General features: G+C 74.0%; 21 protein-coding genes. 15 read left to right on the top strand and 6 right to left on the bottom strand.

Annotation, left to right across the window (positions count from 1 at the left end; translation table 11 throughout):
• The first annotated feature begins 22 nt into the window (after positions 1-22).
• The 3 genes from ASF89_RS13220 to ASF89_RS13210 are packed head-to-tail and all read left to right on the top strand — an operon-like array spanning position 23 to position 2,739.
• Entirely contained in the window at positions 23-1,162 is a 1,140-nt protein-coding gene (locus ASF89_RS13220; protein ID WP_055815678.1) for a DegT/DnrJ/EryC1/StrS aminotransferase family protein, read from the top strand.
• Entirely contained in the window at positions 1,155-1,784 is a 630-nt protein-coding gene (locus ASF89_RS13215) for a sugar transferase (RefSeq protein WP_235484132.1), read from the top strand. Before ASF89_RS13220 ends, ASF89_RS13215 begins: the two co-directional genes overlap by 8 nt.
• Before the next feature lie 34 nt (positions 1,785-1,818).
• Positions 1,819-2,739, top strand: coding sequence for an AEC family transporter (locus tag ASF89_RS13210; RefSeq protein ID WP_055815672.1), 921 nt, complete (start codon positions 1,819-1,821; stop codon positions 2,737-2,739).
• Between the two features lie 33 nt (positions 2,740-2,772).
• On the opposite strand, the gene ASF89_RS13205 is transcribed toward ASF89_RS13210, so the two are convergent.
• Positions 2,773-3,609 carry an exodeoxyribonuclease III gene (locus ASF89_RS13205; protein ID WP_055815669.1) on the bottom strand — a complete coding sequence of 279 codons (837 nt, stop codon included), beginning with the start codon at positions 3,607-3,609 and terminating at the stop codon, positions 2,773-2,775.
• 109 nt (positions 3,610-3,718) lie between these two features.
• Here ASF89_RS13205 and pyrE point away from each other — a divergent pair, with 109 nt between their 5' ends.
• The 5 genes from pyrE (at position 3,719) to ASF89_RS13180 (ending at position 8,246) form a co-directional block, all read left to right on the top strand.
• The gene (pyrE, locus tag ASF89_RS13200; RefSeq protein WP_235484130.1) at positions 3,719-4,270 is read left to right on the top strand and encodes an orotate phosphoribosyltransferase; all 552 of its coding nucleotides are present in this window, start codon (positions 3,719-3,721) and stop codon (positions 4,268-4,270) included.
• Entirely contained in the window at positions 4,267-6,216 is a 1,950-nt protein-coding gene (locus ASF89_RS13195) for a hypothetical protein (protein ID WP_055815662.1), read from the top strand. Before pyrE ends, ASF89_RS13195 begins: the two co-directional genes overlap by 4 nt.
• An 82-nt stretch (positions 6,217-6,298) precedes the next feature.
• On the top strand, positions 6,299-6,526 hold the full coding sequence (locus tag ASF89_RS15760; RefSeq protein ID WP_055801141.1) for a phosphopantetheine-binding protein: 228 nt from the start codon (positions 6,299-6,301) through the stop codon (positions 6,524-6,526).
• The gene (locus ASF89_RS13185; protein WP_055801145.1) at positions 6,523-7,212 is read left to right on the top strand and encodes a NeuD/PglB/VioB family sugar acetyltransferase; all 690 of its coding nucleotides are present in this window, start codon (positions 6,523-6,525) and stop codon (positions 7,210-7,212) included. Before ASF89_RS15760 ends, ASF89_RS13185 begins: the two co-directional genes overlap by 4 nt.
• The gene (locus ASF89_RS13180; RefSeq protein ID WP_082490029.1) at positions 7,209-8,246 is read left to right on the top strand and encodes a ketoacyl-ACP synthase III; all 1,038 of its coding nucleotides are present in this window, start codon (positions 7,209-7,211) and stop codon (positions 8,244-8,246) included. The genes ASF89_RS13185 and ASF89_RS13180 overlap by 4 nt, the downstream gene beginning before the upstream one ends.
• Positions 8,247-8,288: 42 nt before the next feature.
• On the opposite strand, the gene ASF89_RS13175 is transcribed toward ASF89_RS13180, so the two are convergent.
• Positions 8,289-9,101 (bottom strand): HAD-IIA family hydrolase, encoded by an 813-nt coding sequence (locus tag ASF89_RS13175; protein ID WP_055801148.1) that lies wholly within the window; start codon positions 9,099-9,101, stop codon positions 8,289-8,291.
• 174 nt (positions 9,102-9,275) lie between these two features.
• Here ASF89_RS13175 and ASF89_RS13170 point away from each other — a divergent pair, with 174 nt between their 5' ends.
• Positions 9,276-9,944 (top strand): RNA methyltransferase, encoded by a 669-nt coding sequence (locus tag ASF89_RS13170; RefSeq protein ID WP_055815658.1) that lies wholly within the window; start codon positions 9,276-9,278, stop codon positions 9,942-9,944.
• On the opposite strand, the gene ASF89_RS13165 is transcribed toward ASF89_RS13170, so the two are convergent.
• On the bottom strand, positions 9,895-11,889 hold the full coding sequence (locus tag ASF89_RS13165) for a glycosyltransferase (RefSeq protein WP_055815656.1): 1,995 nt from the start codon (positions 11,887-11,889) through the stop codon (positions 9,895-9,897). The two genes, ASF89_RS13170 and ASF89_RS13165, sit on opposite strands and share 50 nt — an antisense overlap.
• A gap of 100 nt (positions 11,890-11,989) precedes the next feature.
• Between ASF89_RS13165 and ASF89_RS13160 the strand changes: the two genes are divergently transcribed.
• The 6 genes from ASF89_RS13160 to ASF89_RS13135 all read left to right on the top strand — a co-directional run bounded on the left by ASF89_RS13160 (position 11,990) and on the right by ASF89_RS13135 (position 18,543).
• Positions 11,990-12,397, top strand: coding sequence for a DUF3151 domain-containing protein (locus ASF89_RS13160; protein ID WP_055801158.1), 408 nt, complete (start codon positions 11,990-11,992; stop codon positions 12,395-12,397).
• Positions 12,398-12,488: 91 nt separating this feature from the next.
• Complete coding sequence (locus tag ASF89_RS13155) at positions 12,489-13,745, top strand: nucleotide sugar dehydrogenase (protein ID WP_055815653.1); 1,257 nt, start codon at positions 12,489-12,491, stop codon at positions 13,743-13,745.
• 10 nt (positions 13,746-13,755) lie between these two features.
• Positions 13,756-14,829 (top strand): glycosyltransferase, encoded by a 1,074-nt coding sequence (locus ASF89_RS13150; RefSeq protein WP_055815650.1) that lies wholly within the window; start codon positions 13,756-13,758, stop codon positions 14,827-14,829.
• Positions 14,826-16,058: a hypothetical protein gene (locus tag ASF89_RS13145; protein WP_055815646.1), complete on the top strand. Its 1,233-nt coding sequence runs from the start codon at positions 14,826-14,828 to the stop codon at positions 16,056-16,058. Before ASF89_RS13150 ends, ASF89_RS13145 begins: the two co-directional genes overlap by 4 nt.
• Positions 16,055-17,353 carry a hypothetical protein gene (locus ASF89_RS13140; RefSeq protein ID WP_055815643.1) on the top strand — a complete coding sequence of 433 codons (1,299 nt, stop codon included), beginning with the start codon at positions 16,055-16,057 and terminating at the stop codon, positions 17,351-17,353. Before ASF89_RS13145 ends, ASF89_RS13140 begins: the two co-directional genes overlap by 4 nt.
• Positions 17,350-18,543 carry a glycosyltransferase gene (locus ASF89_RS13135; protein WP_082490027.1) on the top strand — a complete coding sequence of 398 codons (1,194 nt, stop codon included), beginning with the start codon at positions 17,350-17,352 and terminating at the stop codon, positions 18,541-18,543. The genes ASF89_RS13140 and ASF89_RS13135 overlap by 4 nt, the downstream gene beginning before the upstream one ends.
• 125 nt (positions 18,544-18,668) lie before the next feature.
• Here the strand turns inward: ASF89_RS13135 and ASF89_RS13130 are convergent, their stop codons facing one another.
• From ASF89_RS13130 to ASF89_RS13125, 3 genes are read right to left on the bottom strand one after another with little or no spacing between them, the layout of a single operon-like run.
• Positions 18,669-20,063, bottom strand: a complete 1,395-nt coding sequence (locus ASF89_RS13130) for a polysaccharide biosynthesis tyrosine autokinase (protein WP_055815640.1) — start codon at positions 20,061-20,063, stop codon at positions 18,669-18,671.
• Complete coding sequence (locus tag ASF89_RS15465; protein ID WP_162240702.1) at positions 20,060-21,142, bottom strand: glycosyltransferase family 4 protein; 1,083 nt, start codon at positions 21,140-21,142, stop codon at positions 20,060-20,062. The genes ASF89_RS13130 and ASF89_RS15465 overlap by 4 nt, the downstream gene beginning before the upstream one ends.
• A complete protein-coding gene (locus tag ASF89_RS13125; protein ID WP_156463426.1) occupies positions 21,139-22,341 on the bottom strand; it encodes a glycosyltransferase in 1,203 nt (400 codons plus the stop codon). The genes ASF89_RS15465 and ASF89_RS13125 overlap by 4 nt, the downstream gene beginning before the upstream one ends.
• Between the last annotated feature and the right edge of the window lie 53 nt (positions 22,342-22,394).

Here is a 22,394-nt window from a genome sequence, read left to right as displayed (position 1 = left end):
TGTCATATACAGAAGGAGTCTCATGGGATCCCGCATCCACCTGTCCGCACCCGACGTCGGCGACGCCGAGCGCGACGCCGTCGACCGGGCCCTCCGCTCGGGCTGGGTCGCACCGCTCGGCCCCGAGGTCGACGCGTTCGAGCGCGAGGTGGCCACGCGGGTCGGAGTCGACCACGGCGTCGCGTTGTCCTCCGGCACCGCCGCCCTGCATCTGGGTCTCCGCGGCCTCCGCGTGGCTCCGGGCTCGCTCGTCGTGACCGCGTCCTTCACCTTCGCCGCCACGGCCAACGCCGCGGTCCACGCCGGCGCCGTGCCCTACTTCGTCGACTGCGACCCCGACACGGGCGAGCTCGACCCCGCGCTCCTCGACGAGGCCCTGACGGCGCTCGCCGCATCAGGGCGCCCCGTCTCCGCCGTCCTGCCCGTCGACGTCTACGGGCGCGTGGCCGATCTCGAGCGCATCGAGGCCGTCTCGACCGCTCACGGCGTGCCGGTGCTCTGCGACAGCGCCGAGTCGTTCGGGGCCGTCCGGGGCGGTCGGGCCGCCGGCTCGTTCGGCCGGGCATCGGCCGTGTCGTTCAACGGCAACAAGATCATGACCACGTCGGGCGGCGGGATGCTCCTCACCGACGATGGCGACCTCGCCGCCGACGCGCGGCGGGTGGCCAGCCAGGCGCGCCTCCCCGTCGCCCACTACGAGCACGACGAGATCGGGTACAACTACCGGCTCAGCAACATCCTCGCGGCCCTCGGGCGGGCCCAGCTGACCCGGCTCGACGGGATGATCGCCCGGCGGCACCAAGTCCGGGCCCGGTACCGCGAGCTGCTGGCCGATCGACCCGGGGTGCGGATCCTGCACGACGACGGGGCCGACGGCCACGACAACGCCTGGCTGACCTCGGTCGTCTTCGACGACCCGGCGGCCGTCACGAGCGTCGGGGCCGCTCTCGCCGCGGACGCCATCGAGACCCGGCGTCTCTGGAAGCCCCTGCACCTCCAGCCGGTCTTCGCCGCGACCGGGCGGCTCGTCACGGGGGCCGCCGAGTCGCTCTTCGACCGCGGCCTGACCCTCCCGAGCGGTTCGGTGCTCGGCGACGACGACCTCGATCGCGTGGGCTCGCGCCTGACGGCCGCCCTCGATGCGGCGGGCGTCCGTGCGTGACGTCGGGCGAGCGGGCCGTGCCGCCCGTCGCGCCGCCGACGTCGTCGTCGCCGCAGCCGCCCTCGTCGTGCTCTCGCCCGTCCTCCTCCTCACGGCGGCGGCCGTCGGGGCGGCGCTCGGTCGCCCGGTGCTCTTCCGGCAGGAGCGGGTCGGCCGAGGCGGAGGGGTCTTCCGGTTGCGGAAGTTCCGCAGCATGCTCCCGGTGGACGAGGCCCGGGGGCTCGTCTCCGACGCGGATCGCCTCACCCCCTTCGGCCGTCTGCTCCGCTCGACGAGCCTCGACGAGCTGCCGGGTCTCGTCAACGTCCTCGTCGGGGACATGAGCCTGGTCGGACCCCGCCCCCTGCCGCCGGTCTACCTCGACCGCTACACCCCCGAGCAGGCGAGGAGGCACGAGGTCGCCCCGGGCCTCACCGGACTCGCGCAGGTGGCCGGTCGCAACACCCTCTCGTGGGACGACCGGCTGGCTCTCGACGTCCGGTACGTCGACGAGGCGTCGCCGCTGCTCGACGCGCGGATCCTCCTGCGGACCGTCCGGGTCGTGCTCTCCCGCGAGGGGGTCTCCGCCGAGGGTTCGGCGACGATGACCGAGTTCCGGGGGACGGGCGGGAGCGCCGCCTGATCCCGTCGTCGGCGGTCTGCACCAAGATGGGTGCATGGGCGGAGTGCTGATCGGGTTCGGGATCATCGGGGCGGTGATCGCCGTCGGCTACGTCGTCGGTCGCATCGACCTCCTCGGGCCGCAGGGGCACCACGTGCTCTCGCGCATGGTGTTCTTCGTCCTGACCCCGTGCCTGCTGTTCACGACGATCTCGCAGGCCGACGTCCACGTCCTGTTCTCGCGCCTCCTCGTCGTCAGCGCCGCCGCCTCGCTCGTGGCGGCCGTCATCTCGGTGCTGGTGCTGAAGCTCGTCCTGAAGCGGACGGCGGCCGAGACGGCCATCGGCACGATGGGAGGCGCGTACGTGAACGCGAACAACATCGGCCTCCCCGTCGCCACCTACGTGCTGGGCAGCGCGACCTTCGTGGCGCCCGTCCTGCTCTTCCAGCTGCTGGTGCTCACGCCGATCGTGCTCGCGGTGATGGACACGGCGACCAACCGGGGCAGCAGTCTGGGGCGCACCATCGCCCGGCCGTTCACGAACCCGCTGCTGATCGGCTCGGCCCTCGGGGTCGTCGTGGCGGTGACGGGGCTCGAGATCCCCGAGCCGGTGATGCAGCCGTTCGTGCTGGTGGGCGGCGCCGCCGTCCCGGTCGTGCTCATCTCGTTCGGCATGTCGCTGGTGGGGTCGCGACCCCTGCAGGCCCGCGAGGGTCGCGCCGACGTCGTGCTCGCGACCGTGCTCAAGCTGGTGGTCATGCCTCTCGTGGCCTGGCTGCTCGGCGCCTTCGTCTTCGGCTTCGAGGGGCACGAGCTGTTCGTGGCCGTCGTGCTCGCGGGGCTGCCGTCGGCGCAGAACGTCTTCAACTACGCGCAGCGCTACCGCACGGGGGTGGTCGTGGCCCGTGACACGGTGCTCGTCACGACGATCGTCGCCGTGCCGGTGCTCGTCGTCATCGCCGCCCTGCTGGCGTAGCCGTCGCCGTCGCGGCGGGCGGGCCGCGTCGGATCAGAAGATCATCGGCCTGTCGTCGTCGAGCTCGGTGTCGAGATCGAGATCCACGACGACCGGCACGTGGTCGCTCGGGGCGTCGCCCTTGCGCTCGTCGCGGTGGATGGCGGCCGAGGTCACGAGATCCGCGAAGGCGCTCGAGCCCATGATGAAGTCGATCCGCATGCCCTCGTTCTTGGGGAACCGGAGCTGCTTGTAGTCCCAGTAGGTGTAGCCCGTGGGGATCCGCGGGCGGACGACGTCGGACAGCCCGACCTCCTCGAAGCGGGCGAAGGCCTCGCGCTCCGGCGCGCTGACGTGCGTGCTGCCGGCGAAGACCGACATGTCCCACACGTCGGAGTCGAGGGGCGCGACGTTCCAGTCGCCCATCAGGGCCAGGGGCAGGTCGGGCGTCTCGGCGAGCCAGGCCCGCGTCTCGTCGGCCAGCCGGGCCAGCCAGTCGAGCTTGTAGTCGTAGTGCGGGTCGCCGAGCTCGCGACCATTGGGCACGTAGAGGCTCCAGAGCCGGACGCCCTCGACGGTCACGCCGATGGCCCGGGCCTCCTTCGGCTGATCGGGGCCCTCGTGGCCCTTGGCGAAGCCGGGCTGCGACGGGAAGGTGATCTCGACGTCGTCCATCGGGAGCCTGCTGGCGAACGCGACGCCGTTCCACTGGCTGAGACCGTGCAGCTCGACCTCGTAGCCGGCCTCGCGGAACGCGTCGAACGGGAACTGCTCGGGCTTGCACTTGATCTCCTGCAGGCCGACGACGTCGACGTCCTCACGCACCAGCCAGTCGACGACACGGCCTGCTCGGGCGCGGACGGAGTTGACGTTCCAGGTGGCGACTCGCATGTCGACCACGCTACCGGGGAGGCGCGGCGACAGCCCCCGACGGAGCCCTCGACGACGGGGGACCGGCGGCCTCGATGCCTGTGGAGGGGTCTGCCGTACCATGTGGGTCGTGACCGACGCACGCACCCAGCTCATCGACTTCATCAGCTCCGAGGCCGTCTTCCACGGCGACTTCACGCTCACGAGCGGCAAGAAGGCGACCTACTACATCGACCTCCGCAAGGTCAGCCTCGACCACCGCGTCGCGCCGCTGATCGGCCGGGTCATGGTCGACCTCATCGACGGGGTCCCCGACGTGTCCGCCGTCGGCGGGCTGACCATGGGCGCCGACCCCATCGCGGCCGCCGTGCTGCACCAGGGCGTCGCCCTCGGCAAGGACTACGACGCCTTCGTCGTGCGCAAGGAGCCGAAGGACCACGGCCGGGGCAAGCAGGTCGAGGGCCCCGAGCTCGCCGGCAAGCGCGTCATCGTGCTCGAGGACACCTCGACGACCGGCGGGTCCCCCCTCGCCGCCGCGAAGGCGCTCGAGGCCGTCGGCGCGGTGATCGCCGCCGTGGCCGTCGTCGTCGACCGCAGCACCGGCGCCCGAGAGGTGATCGAGGCCGCGGGCTATCCCTACCTCGCCGCCATCGGCCTGGACGATCTCGGGTTGCAGCCGTGACGGACGAACCCGCCGGTCGCGGCGTCGACGACGCCGACCGCGACCCGAGCGACTGGCTCGCCGCGCAGTTCGAGCCCGGCACGGAGCCGGTCTCCGACTCCGAGCCCGCGTCCGACGAGGAGCAGGAGTCGCCTCGCGAGGCCACGCCGCCCGTCCCGGTCGTCCCGGTCGTCCCCCGTCGGGCCGCGCAGCTGCCGTTCCTGGCCGTGCCGCCCGCGCCGACCGACGAGACCGCGGTGACGCGGAGCTCCGGTCACCCCATGGCCCTCGATCTCGGCGCGCTCCGCGGGGCGATGAGCCCCGGCCCCGACGAGTCCCCGACGACTCCGAGCGACGACGCTCGCCCCGCCTCGTCCCCGGAGCCCTCGCCCGCGGAGCCCTCGCCCGCGGAGCCCTCCGCCGTCGAGCGCTCCGCCGACAGGCCCGAGGATGGCGAGCCCGGGCGGTCCGTTCCCGTGCCGACCTCGACGCCCTCGCCCTCCGGCGAGCCGGGTCCGTTCACGGCGATCCTGACGACGCCGGCCGCCGCGTCCGACATCTCGGCCGAGCCTCGCACGTTCGACTGGAACGCCCTGCCGCCCGAGTCCGAGACCGCGCGGTCGGAGGTCGCTCCTCCGGAGTCGCCCTCCGCACCTGCTCCCGTCGAGTCGCAGCCGCAGCCGCAGCCGCAGCCGCAGCCGCAGTCGCAGCCGCAGCCGCAGCCGACGCCGCAGGCCGCGCCGCCAGCGCCCGCGCCCGCCGTCGATGAACTCCCGCCCACCCAGGCGCACGACGCGGTGGTCTCCGACACCGCGACCCGCGCCTTCGATCTGCCCGCCGACGCCGGATCCGTCGACGAGGAGGAGCGGGTCGTCGACCACGCCCCTCCCGTCGTCGAGACCCCCGTCGTCGAGACCCCCACCGTCGCGACGCGCACGATCGAGCCCTCCTCGCCCGAGGCGCCCGCTGTTGCCGCGCCGGAGGGCCTCGTATCGCAGGCCCCCGCGTCCGAGAACGCTGCTCCCGAGGCCGCCGCGTCCGAGAACGCTGCTCCCGAGGCCGCCGCGTCCGAGGACCCTGCACCCGAGAACCCCGCTCCCGGGGAAGCCACGTCCGAGAACCCCGCCGCCGAGCCCGCCGCCCCCGCTGCGCCCGAGACGCCGGCCTCGACGCCGGGCGCCCCGTGGTGGGTCGAGGAGCACCACGAGATGACCCGTCGAGAGCGCCGTCTCGCCGAGGCCGCGGGTCACCTGCCGCTGCCGGCGGCGACGCCCCCGGTCGAGACGCCCCCGGCTGGTGCTCCGGCGACCGCGCCGGTCGACGGAGCGCCCGCCGACGTCCGGGCCTCGTCGCCCGCATCCCCCGGCGACTCCGAGCCCGAGCCGACCTTCACCCAGATCCTCGGCATCATCCGCCAGCCCGAACCCGAGGAGCCGTCCGACGGGCCGCCCGCCGGGTCGTGGTCGCTCGCTGACGACGACGGCGGCGACGACGTCGACCGGCCGCGTCCGGTGTCGTCCGACGACGAGGGGATCGGCGACGCAGCCACGTCGGCGCTGCCCCTCCGGGCCCGCCGGACCCCGTTGGACTCGCCGCTCGCCCCCCTGTTCGGCGACTCCGGTCCCGGCGCGGACGCCGGTCCCGCCGCCGGCGATCGACCCGGGCCGAGGCGCTCCCGGTCGCCCGAGCCCGAGCCCGACCCCGTCGCGACCGGCGAGACCCCGTCGAGGAGGCGCGACGCCGGATCCCGCTCGACCCGCGCCTCCTCGGGAGGCGGCATCGAGGACTGGCCGCGCGGACGCAAGATCCTCCTCGGGGTCGGTGCCGCGGTGGTCATCGTGCTGGCGCTCCTCGCGCTCTTCCTCCTCGGGCGATCGGCGTTCGGCTCGACGGAGGCGCTCGTCGCCACGACGTCGTGGTCGATCGGCGTGACGCCGGAGGGGCCGGTCGTCGACCTCAGAAGATGAGGATTGATATTGTGAAATACATGTACCACGGGTAGCATGATGGTCGGAGCGCAGCCGTGCTCCTCGACCCCCGTGAGGACTCATGAACGACACCGACCTGCTCACCCTCGCCGCCGATCTCGTCGACGCCGCACCCGGCTCCCTGGCGCTGACGGACCGCCTCTCCGACATCGGCTGGGACTCCCTCGCCAACGCGATGTTCATCGCCGAAGCCGACTCCTCCTGCGGCGTCGTCGTCGACGCCGAAGCGCTGGCTCGATGCGTCACCCTGGCCGACGTCCAGGCCCTGACCGCTCCCGTCCTCGCGTGACCGCGGATCTCGATCCCGTCGAGACCCCGGCGCTCGCCGAGACGCGCCGTCGCCTCGTCCTCGTCGGGGCCGGCGGCGCCGGTCGCGAGCTGCTCGCCCTGGTGCGGTCGTCACCGCGGTTCCTCGCCGCGCATCGCATCGACGACGTCGTCTTCGTCGACGATGCCGCTGAACGACCCGGGTCGCCGGCACCCGTCGTCTCCACGATCGACGCGTACGTCCCCGACTCCGCCGACCTCGTGCTCTGCGCGATCGGCGAGCCGCGGTCGCGGGCGTCCGTGGTCGAGCGGCTCGACGCCGTCGGAGCCGCCTACGCCACCTTCGTCCACGACACCGCCGTGATCCTCCCGGGTTCGAGCATCGGCGAAGGGTCTGTCGTCTATCCGTTCGTCGTGGTCTCGACCGATGTGACGGTCGGTGCGCACGTCTGGCTCCAGGCGTCGGCCGCGCTGGGCCACGACGTCGTCGTCGGCGACGGCGCCACCGTCAGCGGCGGGGCCAAACTGCTCGGCGGGGTCACGGTCGGCGACCGGGTGTTCGTCGCCACGGCCGCCGTCCTGAGCCCGGGCGTCGAGATCGGCGCCTCGGCCCGCGTCGGCGCCGGGAGCGTCGTCCTCCGCCGGGTCCGCCCCGAGTCGACCGTCTTCGGGGTGCCGGCCGTGATGCTGCCGGGGGCTGCGCGATGAGCCCGACCCGCGCCTCCTCGGCTCCCTTCCGCTACGCCGCCCTCGGGCCGGTCGCGTCGTTCGTCCCCCCGCGGGTCGTCGACAACGACGAGCTGAACCGCGAATTCGCCCCCGAGAACATCGACCGCCTCACGGCGAAGACGGGCATCGTCAGCCGCCACGTCGTCGACGGCGAGACCTCGTCCGACCTGGCCGTCGGCGCGGCCGAGCGGCTCTTCCGCGAGAACGGCATCGATCGCGACGACGTCGACTTCCTGCTCCTCTGCACGCAGAGCCCCGATTTCACCATGCCGTCGACCTCCTCCCTCGTGCAGCACCGGCTCGGTCTCCCGAACCGTGTGGGCGCGCTCGACCTCACCGTGGGCTGCTCGGGCTACGTCTACGCCCTCGGGGTCGCGAAGGGCCTGATCGAGTCGGGGCAGGCCCGGACGATCCTGCTCGTGACCGTCGACACGATCTCGCGCTTCATCAACCCGGCCGACCGGCAGCTGCGGTCGCTCTTCGGCGACGGCGCCAGCGCCTCCCTCGTGACGGCGTCGGCGGAGGCGCCGGCCCTCACCGGTTTCGCCTACGGCACCGACGGCTCGGGGGTGGAGCACCTGATCGTCCCCGGTGGCGGGTTCGCCGACCCGTCGGTGCTCGCTCCGAAGTCGCTGCCCGCGGCCCGCGGGTTGACGCCGTCGGGGCGCGACCTGTACATGAACGGCCCCGAGGTGTTCACGTTCTCGCTGCGGGTGGTCCCGGAGGTCGTCGACCGCTCGCTCCGGTCGGCCGGCGTCACGATGGACGACATCGACGTGTTCGTCCTGCATCAGGCGAACGCCTTCATGCTCGAGACCCTCCGCAGGAAGCTCGGCATCGACCCGTCCCGGTTCGTCGTCGAGATGCACGAGGTGGGCAACACCACGTCGACGTCGATCCCCCTGGCGCTCGAGGCTGCTCTCGCCGGCGGGCGGGCCTCGCGGGGTCAGAAGGCCCTGTTCGTCGGGTTCGGCGTCGGTCTGTCCTGGGCGGCCGCGGTCGTCGACCTCTGATCACGGGGCGGCGCGGCGGCGGGCGCCGGGCGTCAGGCGGGCTCAGAACTCCGACGGCACGACGTCGGACTCGACCGGCTCGGCGCGCACCAGCTCGTGCACCCCGGTGAGGATCTCGTTCGGCCGGAAGGGATACCGCTCGATCTCGGCCTGATCGCTGATGCCGGTCATGACCAGGATCGTGTGCAGTCCGGCCTCGATGCCGGCCATGATGTCGGTGTCCATGCGGTCGCCGATCATCGCGGTGTTCTCGCTGTGGGCCCCGATGCGGTTCATGGCCGATCGGAACATCATCGGGTTGGGCTTGCCGACCACGTACGGCGACCTGCCCGTGGCCGCCTGGATCATCGCGGCGATGGCCCCGGTGGCGGGCAGCACGCCCTCGGCGCTCGGCCCGGTGGCGTCCGGGTTCGTCACGATGAAGCGCGATCCGCTGCGGATCAGGCGCACGGCCTTCGTGATGGCGTCGAACGAGTAGTTGCGCGTCTCGCCCACGACGACGTAGTCGGGCGCGGTCTCGGTCATGATGAACCCCGCCTCGTGCATGGCCGTCGTCATCCCGGCCTCGCCGATCACGAAGGCCGATCCGTTCGGCATCTGCGAGCGGCAGAAGTCGGCGGTCGCGAGCGCCGACGTCCAGATGCGCTCCTCCGGCACGTCGAGGCCCGACGCGCGCAGCCGGGCGGCGAGGTCGCGGGGCGTGAAGATCGAGTTGTTGGTCAGGACGAGATACGGCGTGCCCTCGTCCTGCCACTGCTGGATGAGAGCGGCCGCGCCCGGCAGCGCGTGGTTCTCGTGCACGAGCACGCCGTCCATGTCGGTGAGCCAGCATTCGACCTCGTCGCGGGGAGCCATGACGACACCTTACTGAGCCGCCCTCCGTTCCACCCCGGTCCGGTGCGCGGCCCGCCCTCCTCGGAGCGGCGGACGACGCCTCGGCCGCGTCGCCGAGGCGCGCGCCCGCGGATCGCACCGTCCAGGACCCCGGGAGGCGCGCCTCCCGGATGTCGAGGGCCGTAGCCTGGTCCGATGCCCCAGGACGACGCCCCCGACCCGACCGCGAGCGGGACCACGCCTCCTCCGCACGGGGTGGGCCCCTGGCCCGGCGGCGAGTCCGAATGGCCGGCCGACGACCGGTACGACCGCGACCTGCTGCGCGACGGCGACTCGCGCAACGTCATCGACCGGTACCGGTACTGGACGATGGAGGCGGTCGTCGCCGACCTCGACGAGCACCGGCATCCGTTCCACGTGGCGATCGAGAACTGGCAGCACGACATGAACATCGGGTCGATCGTGCGGAGCGCGAACGCCTTCGCGGCCGACACCGTCCACATCGTCGGTCGTCGCCGCTGGAACAAGCGCGGAGCCATGGTCACCGACCGGTATCAGCACGTGGTGCACCACCCCGACGTCGAGTCGTTCCTGGCGTGGTCGCAGGAGGCCGGGCTGCCCGTGCTGGCGGTCGACAACGTGGAGGGGTCGGTGCCGATCGAGACGTTCGACCTGCCGGAGCGCTGCGTGCTGCTCTTCGGTCAGGAGGGGCCCGGTCTCAGCGACGAGGCGCTCGCGGCGTCGGAGGCGGTGCTCGAGATCTCGCAGTTCGGGTCGACCCGCAGCATCAACGCGTCGGCCGCGGCGGCCGTCGTCATGCACGCGTGGGTGCGTCAGCACCGGTTCGGGCGCCCGCCGAGCTGAGATGCCCGAGGAGGTGCGTGGCGGCTCGATCCCAGACGGCGCGGTGGTCGAAGCGCTCGGCCACCGACTCCGCCGCGGCCGCCGCCAGGGAGGCCGCGAGGCGGCGATCGGTCAGGACGGCACGGAGCGCGCCGGCGAGCGCCACGTCGTCATGTCGGGGCACGACGAGTCCGGTCACGCCGTGTCGGATGACCTCGGCGAGGGCCGGCGCGTCGCTGACGACGACGGGCACCCGGGCGCAGCTCGCCTCGAGCACGACCGAGCCGAGGCCCTCGCGGTGGGAGGGCAGGCAGAGCACATCGAACGCGGCCAGCACTTCGGACGCGTGGTCGACGGGGCCGTGCACGACGAACCCGTCCCCGTCGAGGAGCCGGAGGGTCTCGGGCGGGAGGTCGGCCAGGCCCTCGTCGGGGCCCACGATCACGAGGTGCGCGGGGAGGCCCTCCCGTCGGAGTCGGGCGACGGCGGACGTCAGCTCGACGAGGCCCTTCGCGGCGCAGGCCCGGCCGACGAAGCCGACGACGAGGGCGTCCTCGTCGATGGCGTGCGCCGCGCGGACCGCGCGACGCCGCCCGTGGTCCCGGCCGGCCGCCGCGAACCCCTCGACGTCGACACCGCCCACCGAGCCGTCGCCGAGCACCGTCGTCGTGGTGGTCGGGATGCCGAGCTCGCGGCAGGTGTCGACCAGCGATGCGCTGACGGCGACCGTCTCGGTCGACGAGGCGGCCACGATGCGCTCGGCGGCGATGCTGATGCGGCGCGGCAGACCCGTCTGGGTCTCGAGCCGCAGGCCGTGCAGCACGTGGACCCGGCGGGGGACCCGCGCGACGGCCGCCGCCAGCGCGGTGACCAGTGACGCCTTGGGCGTGCCGTAGACGACGACGGCCGGCCGCAGACGCAGCAGGAGCCGGGTGGTCGCGACGAGCGCGCGCACGTCGTCGACCGGCGACGGGTCGCGGACGAGCGGGAGCGCGTGCGCCCGCACGCCCTCCCGGCGACCGACCGCGGCCAGGCGACCCGTGTCGCCCGACGCGATCGCCAGCGGGGCGACGCCGCGGCCGAGCCAGTGCCGCACCTGACCCGCGTAGAGCACGTCGAGGCTCACGTCGGCGGTCGTGACGAGCAGCACGCCGCGGCGTGACCGCCGCGTGATCGGCGACGGGAGGTAGCGAGGGCGCCGGAGCCCCAGGTGCCGCGTGATCTGGGCGGCGCTCCACACCGCGTCGCGGGCCCGCTGGGCGGAGGGCGGCGAACCGAGCGCTGCCGCGAGTCGGCGGCGCCCGGCGAGGACGCTGCGGCTCGCCGCGCCCCAGGGCGGCGTCCGGCGGCTGTGCTGCCCGTCGTGCACGCGGTACGAGGTCAGGGCCTCGGGCACGTTGTCGATCGGACCGACGGTCGCGAGGCGCAGCCAGAGGTCGTAGTCCTGCATCCGGGTGCAGCGGAGGTCGTAGCCGCCCACCAGGTCGAAGGCGGAGCGGCGGTAGGTCGTCGCCGAGTGGGTGAGGACGTTCCGGGTCAGCAGTGCGCGTCGCAGATCGCGGCCCGAGAGGGCGGCGAGATGGCGGAGGGGCGTCCCCTCGGCGTCGACGACCGTCACCGACGATCCGAGCGCCACGAGGTCGGGACGCGAGGCGAAGACCTCCATCTGCCGGGCGAGGCGTTCGGGTTCGGCCCGGTCGTCGGCGTCGAGGCGGGCGACGAACTCCCCCCGCGACGCGGCGATCCCGGCGTTCAGCGCGAACGGCGTGCCGCTGCGGCGGGGGAGACGGACCACGAGGAGGCGCGGGTCGACCGGCAGGGCGTCCTCGTCTCCCGTGGCCCCGTCGAGCACGACGACGACCTCGAGGGGCGACCACGTCTGCCCGAGGGCCGACGAGACGGCCTCGAGCAGGTAGTCGTCGACGGCGATCGCCGGGATGACGACGGACACGAGGGGCGAGGGCATGGGTCTCCTGACGATCTGCAAACATGAGATACTTTACATTATCTCGACAGAGAGCGACAGGCCCAGCGCCTCCCCTCGTGCGGCGGATAGCCTGGTCCGCATGCCCTCCCAGAACCTGCTCGGTGTTCCCGAGACCCGCCTGCCCGCCGAGCCCGAGGTGCTCGCCGACCTCGAGACCATGACCCGGGCGGAGGTCGCGGCCGCGCATCCTCGGTCGTCGCTCGCGTGGGCGCTGCTGTCCGACGAGACGGCGGCGCGGGGCGCGCACCTCGAGGCCTACGCCTACGCGCGGGTCGGCTATCACCGGGGGCTCGACGCCCTCCGCGGCGCGGGCTGGCGGGGGCAGGGTCCCGTGCCGTGGAGCCACGAGCCGAACCGGGGCGTGCTCCGCTCGCTCTACGCGCTCCGCCGAGGGGCTGCCGCGATCGGCGAGGAGTCCGAGGTCGAGCGCCTCGGGACCTTCCTCGACGACGCCGACCCGACGGCGGTCGCGGGCATCGAGTCGTGAGCGGCGCTGTGTAATATCTTTCGGTTGCCATATCGTCTGTGCTTAGATTGCCCCACCGCCCCCACGAGGGGGCGTCGAGAGGGGCGTAGGCATGAGCAGCACAGTCGTTGTCGTCGGGCAGGGGTACGTCGGGTTGCCCCTGGCGATGCGAGCGGTCGAGGTCGGCTACCGGGTCGTCGGCGTCGATCTCGACCGCGACCGGATCGACGGCCTCCTGGCGGGGTCGTCGTACGTCGACGACGTCACCGACGAGGCCCTCCGGGCCGCGGCCGATTCGGGCCGATATCACGTCACATCGGACTACGACGAGGTCGGTGACGGCTTCGACGTCGCGGTCATCACCGTGCCGACCCCGCTCCGAGACGGTCTGCCCGACCTCTCGTTCGTCGAGAGCGCCTCGCGGTCGCTGTCCGGGCGGCTGCGGCACGGGGCCACCGTCATCCTCGAGTCGACCACGTATCCGGGCACGACCGACGAGCTCGTCGTGCCGATCCTCGAACAGGGCTCGGGCCTCCGCGCCGGTCGCGACTTCCACGTCGGCTACAGCCCCGAGCGCATCGACCCCGGCAACCGCCGGTGGGGCTTCGTCGAGACCCCCAAGGTCGTCTCGGGCATCGACGCGCCCTCGCTGACGGCGGTCACGAGGTTCTACGACGACCTCGTCCTCCGCACCGTCCCGGTCTCCGGCACCCGCGAGGCCGAGCTGACGAAGCTGCTCGAGAACACGTTCCGACACGTCAACGTGGCGCTGGTGAACGAGCTCGCCGTCTTCGCGCACCGACTCGGAGTCGACGTCTGGGAGGCCATCGACGCGGCGTCGACCAAGCCCTTCGGCTTCATGCGGTTCACGCCGGGCCCGGGCGTCGGCGGTCACTGCCTGCCGATCGACCCCAGCTACCTGTCGTGGCAGGTGAGACGCCGACTCGGTCAGCCGTTCCGGTTCGTCGACCTGGCCAACGACGTCAACGAGCACATGCCCGACCACGTCGTCGAGCGGGTGCAGTCGATGCTGAACGACTGCTCGAGGTCGGTCCGGGGGTCGCGCGTGCTGCTCGTCGGTCTCGCGTACAAGAAGAACTCGGGTGATGTGCGCGAGGCTCCGGCCCTCAAGATCGCCCGCTCCCTGCTGCAGCAGGGAGCCGAGGTCGTCGCCGTCGACCCGCACGTCCACGAGCGGTACTGGCCCGCCGACATCCGTCGCGTCGACCTGGTCCGCGACGTCGTGTCCGAGGTCGACGCCGCCGTCGTGGTCACCGATCACGACGGCGTGGACCTCTCGCTGCTCCACGGCGTGCCCACCTTCGACACGCGCCACGTGCTGACGGGCGACCACGTCGTGGCGCTCTGACCGTCACGACGTGAAGGTCCTCTACTACGGCGTCCACGACGACGCCTACCCGCGGAACTCCCGCATCCGCGGCCACCTGGCCGAGCGCTACGGGGCCCGGGTCGTCGTCGTCGCCCGCAGCCGTCGTCGGGGGCGCCTCGTCCGGGCCCTCGACGACGCACGGGGACTCTGGCGCGGCTCCCGCGACGTCGACGTGATCGTGGTCTCCGAGATGCGGTCGAGCCACGCGCCCTGGGCCTGGCTCGCGTCCCGGCTCCGCGGGGCCCTGCTGGTCGTCGACTGCTTCATCGGCCTGCACGAGACGGCCGTGCTCGACTGGGGGTCCGTCCGACCGGGGTCGCTGCGGGCGCTGCGGCTCCGACTGCTCGATCGGCTCGCCGTCCGCCTCGCCGACGTGGCCCTCAGCGACACCGAGCCCCGAGCGGAGTCGCTCCGCCGTCTCGGGGGCTCGACCCCGGTCGTCGTCCTCCCGGTCGGTGCGCCGGCCTGGGCGCGCGACCTGCCCCCGACGGATCCGGGCGGCACCCTCCGGGTCCTCTACTACGGCAACTACATCCCCCTCCACGGCACCGAGACGGTCATCGAGGCCCTCGAGATGACCGTGCCGCATCGGTCCGTCGAGTTGACGCTCATCGGGGGAGGACCGCGTCGGGACGGCATCCGCCGACTGGTCGACCGCTCCGGGCTGAGCGCCTCCTGCCGGTTCGTCGATCCTGTTCCCGAGAGCGATCTCCGAGCGGCCATCGCCGAGAGCGACGTCGTGCTGGGGGTCTTCGGCGACTCGGCCAAGGCGCGATCGGTCGTGGCCAACAAGGTCTGGCAGGGTCTCGCCTGCGGTCGGACGGTCATCACCCAGCGCAGCACCGCCCTCGACGAGCTGCAGGTCGTGGCCGGGGCGCGACTCGTGCAGACCGAACCGGGCGACGCCTCGTCGGTGGCCGCGGCCCTCGTCGCATTCGGGCGGAGCGATCATCGCCCGACCGCTCGCACCCCGGGCCCGGTCGCACCGGCTCTCGAGGCCCTCGTGGCCCGGGGGTACGCGAGCCTCGACGCGCACCTCGGCGCGGCGGGCGACCGACGGTGACGCGCCTCCTCGGCCAGGTCACGACCCTGCTGCTCTACGGCGCCTCGCCTCTCGTCGCCGCCCTCGCCCCGTTCGCCGTCGTGCCCGCCGTCACGAGCCGCTACGGCGCCGACGGCTGGGCGGCCTGCGCCGTGGCGCTCTCGGTCGGGGCGGGTGCCGCGGTCGTCGCCGAGCTCGGGTGGGTGGTCGTCGGCCCGCAACGCGTGGCGCGGGACCCGGCCCGTTGCGCTGAGGTGCATCACGACGCCCTCGCCTCGCGTCTCGTCGCCCTGGTCGTCGTCGCTCCGATCGCCGCCGTCGCGGTGGCGCTTCTCGTCGACGAGCACCGCGCGGCGGCGGTGCTGCTGACCCTCGGCATCGCCGCCGGCGCCCTGAGCCCCACGTGGCTCTTCGTCGGCCTCGGGAGACCGGGTCTCACCCTGCTCTGCGAGGCCGTGCCCCGGGTCGTCCTCGCCCTGGCGGCGGCGGCCGTCATCGCCGTCGGCGGCCCGCTCGAGGCGTACGGCCTCGCGTCGCTGACGGCGGCGGCCGTGACCCTGGTCGCCGCCGGTCGGGCCGTGGGCGTCCGGATCACCCCCACCGGCGAACGCCTCCTCGCCGTGCCGTCCATCGTGCGGGGGCAGCTCGTCGTCACGACGGGCCGCGCCGTCACGGCCTTGTACAAGACGCTGCCCGCCGCGCTGCTGCAGAGCGTGGCGCCGGGGTCCGTCGCGGCCTTCGGCGCGATCGATCGTCTGGCCCGAGCCGGGCTCGGCGTCGTCGCGATCGTCCCCCAGCGGCTGCAGGTGTGGGTCGGCACCCCCGACGCGGACCTGGCCGTGCGCCGCACCGTCACGTCGCTCGCCGTGAACGCCGCCCTGGCCCTGGCCTCGGCCGTCGCCGTGCTGGTCGCCCTGCCGCCCGCCGTCGAGGTGCTCTTCACCGGCGTCGTCGAGGTCGAGCAGGGCGCCGTCGCCGTGGCCGCCCTGCTCGTCGCCCTGACGTGCCTGTCCCGGGCGTTCGGCCTCGCGCTCGTGACGCTCGGGGTCGTCCGCGTCACGACCGTCGCCGCCATCGCGGCCGCGGCGATCGGGGTGACGGGCGTGCTGTGGGGCGGCGCGGCCGGCGGTGCGACCGGGGCCCTCCTCGGCGTCGCGGCCGCCGAGGCCGTCGCCGTGGGGGTCCAGGCCGCGGTGGTGGTGCCCCTCCTCGTCGGCTCGCGCCGCGCCTCCCCGGGGTCCCCGACGTGATCGGCGGCTCGGTCGACGCGGGCGTCGTCGGCGCCGCGGCGCTGATCGTCGGGTCCTCCGGCACGGTCGGGGCTCTGCTCGTGCCCGCTGCGGCCCGGCGCGGTGCGGTCCTGGTGGCTGCGGTGGCCCTGCTCGTGGCCACGGCCTCGTCGGCGGCGCCCGAGGGGGTCCGCACGGGTGCCGTCTACGGCGCGATCGGCCTGCTGGCGGCGGCGGCCCTGGGCCCCGGCGCGCCGTCGGCTCCCCGGGGCAGAGCGATCGTCGGTCTGACCGCGGTCTCCTTCGCCGTGGCGCTCGCGACGACGGTCGTCGGCTACCCCGAGGCCGTGGGGCTCACGGTGCGCGTCGGGGCGCTGGCCGTCGGCGCCGCCTGGTGCGTGCTCCGGGCCTCGCCGACCGACCTCCGCGTGCTCGGGGCGGGCGTCGTCGTCATCGCATCGCTCGAGGTCGCCCTGGGTCTCGTCGAGTTCGCGACGGGCGACCCGGTGCCCTGGGGGCGCCGCCACCGCGACGTGAACGACTACGTGCTGGTGAACACCCTCCTGCCCGGGGGGCTCGAGCGGGTGCAGGGGACCCTCGGGCATCCGATCACCTACGGCGTCGTCCTGTGCACGGCGTTCGTGGTCACGGTCGCCGCGGGCCGCCGGGTCCCGCTGCCCGCCCGGGTGCTGGTCGCCTCGGCTCTGATGGTCGGCATGCTGCTGTCGGGCAGTCGCAGCGTCGTCCTCGCCGCCATCCTGGCCGTCGCCGTGCTCGTCGTCGCGGCGAGCGAGGGGCGGGGGGCCGTCCGCGCCGCCGCGGCCCTCCTCGGCGTCGGAGTCGCCGTCGTCGTCTTCGTCGACGAGCTCGGCGTCGCCTCCGACCGGTTCGTCTCGTCCGGATCGTACGAGAACCGGGCGGGCACCATCGGATCCGTCCCCCGCCTCCTGGGCCGGCCCCTCCTCGAGGTCGTGTTCGGCAGCGGGGTGGGCACCGTCGAGCGGCTCTACGACGAGGGGCTCTTCCCTCAGGACGGCTTCTGGGTGCTCGACAACCAGCTCGTGACCACTCTGGCCACCCAGGGGGTCCTCGGCGTCGCCCTGTCGGTGGCCGTCCTGGTGATCGCGCTCGCGACCCGAGACCCCCTGGCACGGGCGCTCTGCGCCGTGTTCGTCGGGATGCTCGTCACCTTCGACTACGTCTTCTGGCCCTCAATGACCGTCCTCGCATCCGGTGCCGCGGCGCTCGCCGGCCGCCCGCCCGACCCCGGCCCCGGCCCCAACCTCGACCTCGACCCACCAGGGAGCGCCCCATGATCCGCCAGCAGCAGCAGCAGCAGCAGCAGCAGCCCGGCCGAGCCGTCTCCGCAGCCGTCGCAGACCCCCTCGGCCCCGGCGAGCGCCGTCCCCGGGTCGCGATCATCGGCACGCGCGGATACCCGAGCCACTACGGCGGGTTCGAGACGGCCGTCCGCCGACTCGCTCCCGCGCTCGCCGACGCCGGCTGGGACGTCACCGTCTACGGCCGCCCCGGGGCGACGACCGCCGACGGGGCCGACCCGCGCATCGTGCGTCGCGAGACCCGGGGGCTCGAGACGCGTTCGCTGAGCACGCTGACCTACGGGTTCACGGCCACCGCGGACGCCGTGCGGCGGCGACCCGACGTCGTACTGGTGATGAACTGCGCCAACGGCTTCTGGTTGCCGCTGCTGCGCTGGCGCGGCGTGCCGACGCTCGTCAACGTCGACGGCATCGAGTGGGAGCGCGCCAAGTGGGGTCGCCTGGCGCGCGCCGTGTTCCGGGCCGGCGCGGTCGCGACGGCCCGCTGGGCCGATCGCATCGTCTGCGACGCCCGCGAGATCGAACGTCGCTGGCGCGACGAGTTCGGGGTCGAGGGGGTGTTCGTGCCCTACGGCGCCGATGCGCCGGACGCCTCGACGGCGGAGCTCGCCGAGGCCGACTCCGCTCTCGTGCCCGGCGGTTACGTGCTGTTCGTGGCTCGTCTCGTCCCGGAGAACACCGTGGCGGAGTTCGTCGCGGCGGCCGAGCTCATCGCGCGACGACACCCCGTCGTGATCGTCGGCACGAGCGGCTACGGCGGGGCTCTCGACGAGCGTGTCGCCGACCTCGTCGCCCGATCCCCGAACGTCGAGCACCTGGGTCACCTGCGCGACGACCGCCGCCTCTTCGCGCTCTGGCGGAACGCCGGGGTCTACTTCCACGGGCACAGCGTCGGGGGGACGAACCCCGCCCTCGTGCAGGCGATGACCTGCGGGGCGCCGGTCGTCGCGCGAGACACCGTCTACAACCGCGAGGTGCTCGGCGAGACCGGCGTCTTCGTCGCCCCAGAGCCCGGCGAGATCGCCCGTGCCGTCGTGGGGCTCCTCGACGACCCGACGAGGCGGGCCGACCTCGGCGCGGCGGCCCGCCGACGAGCTCGGCGGCACTACGCCTGGAGCGACGTCTGCGCGGCCTACGAGTCCCGACTGCGCGAGCTGCTGGGCTGACTCCGCCCGGCGCGACGGGGTGTGCGTGCGACGACGTCTCGGTGCGACGACGCGTCGGTGAGACGGAGCGCCCGTGCGACGACCCGAGTGGTCCGCCGACGTGGTCCGCCGCTGCGCGGCGCGCCTCAGGCCGTCGCCGGGTCGGCCTCCGGTGCCGTGCGCGGCGCCGTGTAGCCGTAGCCGTACCCGTACGACTGCGGGCCGGTCGGTCGGAGCATCGTCGCGACGACTCCGAACGAGGTCGCACCGAGCGACGAGAGGGTCTCCAGGGCCGTGGCCAGCTGCCCGCGGGTCGCGCGGCCGGCGGCCGCCACGACGATCGCCCCGTCGGCGAGTCGGCTCAGCACGGCCGCGTCGGTGACCGGGAGGAGGGGCGGGGCGTCGAGCAGGACGTGGTCGTAGTGCCGGGCGAGCTCGCCGAGCAGGTCGGCCATGCGGTTGCTCCCGAGCAGCTCGCTCGGGTTGGGCGGCAGGGTGCCCGCGGGGAGGACGGCGAGGCCGCCGCGGCCCCACGGCTGGACGGCGTCGGCGAGATCCGCCCGCCCGAGCAGCACGTCGGAGACCCCCACGGCCCCTTCGAGACCGAGGAGCTCCGCCAGCCGGGGCAGGCGCAGATCGGTGTCGACCACGATCACCCGCGAGCCGGTCTCGCTGAGCGCCACGGCGAGGTTGGCCACGGTGGTGGTCTTGCCCTCGGCGGGCAGTGCCGAGGTCACGACGAGGCAGCGTGCCGTGCGGTCGAGGCCGATGAACTGCACGCTCGTCCGCAGCGCGCGGAACGACTCGGCGAACGGGCTCCGCGGGTCCACGGCGACGACGAGCGGTCGCTGCCCGGCGTCGCGGTCGAAGGCCAGCGCGCCGAGGACGGGGCCGCCGGTGACCGCCTCGATGTCGGCGCGGTTGCGGATGCGGGTGTCGAGGCGGGCCCGGAGGGCGGCGGCCGCGACGCCGGCGCAGAGCCCCACCAGGCCGCCGAGCAGCAGATCGACGACCAGGTCGGGACTCGACGGGGTTGTCGCGACCACCGGGGGCGCCAGCGTCTCGACGCCGACGAGGCTCGTGCCGCCGGGGGCCGGCGTCTCGAGCTCGTCGACGACGACCGTGCGGAAGCTCTCGGCGATCGCGCCGGCGAGCCGTGCGGCCCGGGACGGGTCGGCGTCGACCACCGTGATGCGGATGTTGACCGTGCCGACCGGCGTCTCGGCGGAGACCTGCGGTGCCAACGACGAGAGGGTCGTCTCGTCGTCGAGATCGTCGACGACGGGCTGCAGGACCCGGGGGCTCGTCGCGACGCCCACGTACGACTGCACCTTCTGCTGCGCGGCGGCGTTGCCCTGGACGAGCTCGCCCGCCGTCGTCGTGGCGGCCGAACGGACCGACACGAACAGCAGGGTCGACGACGTGTAGAGCGGAGCCGTCATCGCGACGGCGGCGGCGCCGAGGGCGATGCCGACGAGGGTGATGGCGACGACCAGCAGCGCGGACCGGCGCAGGGCGCCGAGGAGGTCGAGGGGGGTCATCGGCTGGCCGTCCGTTCGAGGGGAGCGAGGTGCGGTGCCAGCACGGCGAGCCGGTGCAGCGCCGCGTCGAGGGACCGGTCGATGGTCAGCTCGGAGGCGGTGGAGTGGACGTGGTCGGAGACGAGGCGTCGCAGGTCGGGATCGCGGCGGAGGTCGCGGACGGCGGTGTCCCAGGCCCCGTGATCGTCCAGGGGGAGGACGAAGCGCCGGCGGAGCCCCGGATCGGTGTACAGGGCGGGTGCCGCGCCCGTTCCCTCGCTCAGGAGCACGGGCACGCCGGCCGAGGCGGCCTCGACGGGACTGCGTCCGAAGGCGTCGCGGAAGGACGTCGTCACGGCCACGCCGGCGTCGCCCCAGAGCCGGTCCGCGGGGAGCCAGCCGGCCCATTCGAGTCCGTCGTGTCGGCGGGCGCGCAGCTCGTCGTCGAGCGGACCGGTGCCGTGGAGGCGCGCCGGGCCCCCGACGCGGCGCACGAGGTCGAGGAACTCGCCCGGCCCCTTCTCGACCGAGAGCCGCCCGGCCCAGACGAGCGGCCCCTCCTGCTCACCGGTCGAGGTGCGGGGCAGGCCGGGCACCCCGGCCTGCACGATCGCGGGTTCGCGGACCCTCGACACCTGGTCGGCGAGTGACGGCGATGTGGCCCAGACGTCGTCGAGGCGGCGGAGCGCCCGCGACTCGAGGGTCGCGAGGAGCAGACGGCGGGCACGGGCCTGCTCGCCGGCGGCCGGCCAGGGCAGGCCGCGCACCCAGGCGATCCGCGGGCCGTGACGCAGAGCCCGCGACGCGGCGACCACCATGTCGCTCTGGGGAACGAGAGAGATGACGACGTCGGCGCGGCGGACGTCGGGATCCGTGTGGACGATGCGGTGCACGTCGCGGAGGACGTCCACGCCGTGTCGGGAGATCGACGTCTCGGTCACGCCGGGGGAGTGCGTCACCGCACCGGGCGCCTCGGGCCGGACCCCGATCAGCGCAGTCCAGGGCAGGCCCCGCGCGCGTGCTGCGCCGACGAGGTCGTGGGCCGAGCGGTAGACGCCGCTCCGGGCCATGAGCGGGGCTGCGACGAGGGCGACCCTCATCGAGCGGCCTCGGCGACCGGCGACGGCGACCCCGACGCCGCGGCCAGGATCGTCTCGGCCTTGGGGCGCCAGGTCGCGTCGTGCGGGATGACGCTCGGTCGACGGGCGACCCGTGGTCCGGAGCGTCGCCACCCGCCGAGTCGGGCGGCGTGGCCGTCGAGGGGCAGGACGGTCACGCCGTCGAGCCCCCGGCTGTCGCATCCGTCGACGGGGGTGGTCAGCACGGGCAGCCCCGCCGCCCGGTACTCGTACGTCTTGATGATGTCGCCCCCGACCTCGCCGCCCGGGGAGCCTCCCGAGCTGCCGACCCGGTGCGGCACCCACCCGACGTCGAAGCTCCGCAGGAGGGCCGGGACGTCGTCGTAGTGCACGTCGCCGAGCAGGGTGACGTTCGGCATCGAGGCCAGCGGCCGGCGGTAGCCGCGGTCGAGCACCGGGCCGGCGAAGACGAACCCGACCTCGGGCTCCGCCTCGATGCAGTCGATGATGCCGTCGAGGTCGAGCCGGCGCCCGATCTTGCCGACGTACCCGACGGTGAGCGGCCCGGAGGCCGCGCTGGTGTCATCGAACCGCTCGGGGTCGCAGCCGTTCGGCAGCAGCACGACGTCGTCGCGGCCGAACCGCCGGGCGAGGGCGACCGTGCCCTCGCCGTTGGCCGTCACGTGACACGCGCTGGCGAAGGCGGCCGAGTAGGCGCGCTCGACATCGGCGCGGATGCCGGCGAAGGCATGGTGCACGCTCCAGTCGTCGAGCAGATCCAGCACGGTCGTCCGCCCGGTCACGAAGGGATTCGAGCGCGGCAGCGCCAGCGCCGTGAAGGGGTTCCAGACGACCGCGGGCACGTCGCGCCAGTCGTCGGGCAGCCCCGGGTACGCGTCCGCCGAACGCGTCCACCACCGGCGCCGGTCGCGCGGGTCGGGCAGACGCCAGGTCGTCGTCTCGACGGGGTGCGTGCCGGCGGCGACGCCCCCTCCGTCGCCTCGAGGGCCCCCGACGCGGCGGAGGGCACCCGCCGCGCGGAGCACGACCGGCTCGGGTCGCGACACGACGGCGACGCCGCCCCGGCCGCCCGTGAGGCGCCCCAGCCATTCGACGAGATGCGCGTCGCGCGTGCGATAGCCCTCGGTGGTGAACTTCCCCTGGCCGTGCATCGGGTAGGCCAGGACGGCGGGCGGAGGTTTCGCGGGGATCGTGTGCATCACGATAGTTTTGGTCACCGACATGTGGAACGTCAAGACGACATGCCACAGCA

It is taken from the genome of Frigoribacterium sp. Leaf172, from assembly GCF_001424285.1.
Taxonomy (GTDB): domain Bacteria; phylum Actinomycetota; class Actinomycetes; order Actinomycetales; family Microbacteriaceae; genus Frigoribacterium.
Note: the sequence above shows the minus strand (reverse complement) of the source record. Positions and strands in the feature narration are given on the sequence as shown.

Excerpts from the sequence above, each read along its gene's own strand:
- ASF89_RS13220 (WP_055815678.1), top strand. The coding sequence starts at position 23 with ATGGGATCCCGCATCCACCTGTCCGCACCCGACGTCGGCGACGCCGAG.
- ASF89_RS13210 (WP_055815672.1), top strand. The coding sequence starts at position 1,819 with ATGGGCGGAGTGCTGATCGGGTTCGGGATCATCGGGGCGGTGATCGCC.
- ASF89_RS13205 (WP_055815669.1), bottom strand. The coding sequence starts at position 3,609 with ATGCGAGTCGCCACCTGGAACGTCAACTCCGTCCGCGCCCGAGCAGGC.
- ASF89_RS15760 (WP_055801141.1), top strand. The coding sequence starts at position 6,299 with ATGAACGACACCGACCTGCTCACCCTCGCCGCCGATCTCGTCGACGCC.
- ASF89_RS13180 (WP_082490029.1), top strand. The coding sequence starts at position 7,209 with ATGAGCCCGACCCGCGCCTCCTCGGCTCCCTTCCGCTACGCCGCCCTC.
- ASF89_RS13175 (WP_055801148.1), bottom strand. The coding sequence starts at position 9,101 with ATGGCTCCCCGCGACGAGGTCGAATGCTGGCTCACCGACATGGACGGC.
- ASF89_RS13170 (WP_055815658.1), top strand. The coding sequence starts at position 9,276 with ATGCCCCAGGACGACGCCCCCGACCCGACCGCGAGCGGGACCACGCCT.
- ASF89_RS13165 (WP_055815656.1), bottom strand. The coding sequence starts at position 11,889 with ATGCCCTCGCCCCTCGTGTCCGTCGTCATCCCGGCGATCGCCGTCGAC.
- ASF89_RS13160 (WP_055801158.1), top strand. The coding sequence starts at position 11,990 with ATGCCCTCCCAGAACCTGCTCGGTGTTCCCGAGACCCGCCTGCCCGCC.
- ASF89_RS13155 (WP_055815653.1), top strand. The coding sequence starts at position 12,489 with ATGAGCAGCACAGTCGTTGTCGTCGGGCAGGGGTACGTCGGGTTGCCC.
- ASF89_RS13135 (WP_082490027.1), top strand. The coding sequence starts at position 17,350 with ATGATCCGCCAGCAGCAGCAGCAGCAGCAGCAGCAGCCCGGCCGAGCC.
- ASF89_RS13130 (WP_055815640.1), bottom strand. The coding sequence starts at position 20,063 with ATGACCCCCCTCGACCTCCTCGGCGCCCTGCGCCGGTCCGCGCTGCTG.
- ASF89_RS15465 (WP_162240702.1), bottom strand. The coding sequence starts at position 21,142 with ATGAGGGTCGCCCTCGTCGCAGCCCCGCTCATGGCCCGGAGCGGCGTC.
- ASF89_RS13125 (WP_156463426.1), bottom strand. The coding sequence starts at position 22,341 with ATGCACACGATCCCCGCGAAACCTCCGCCCGCCGTCCTGGCCTACCCG.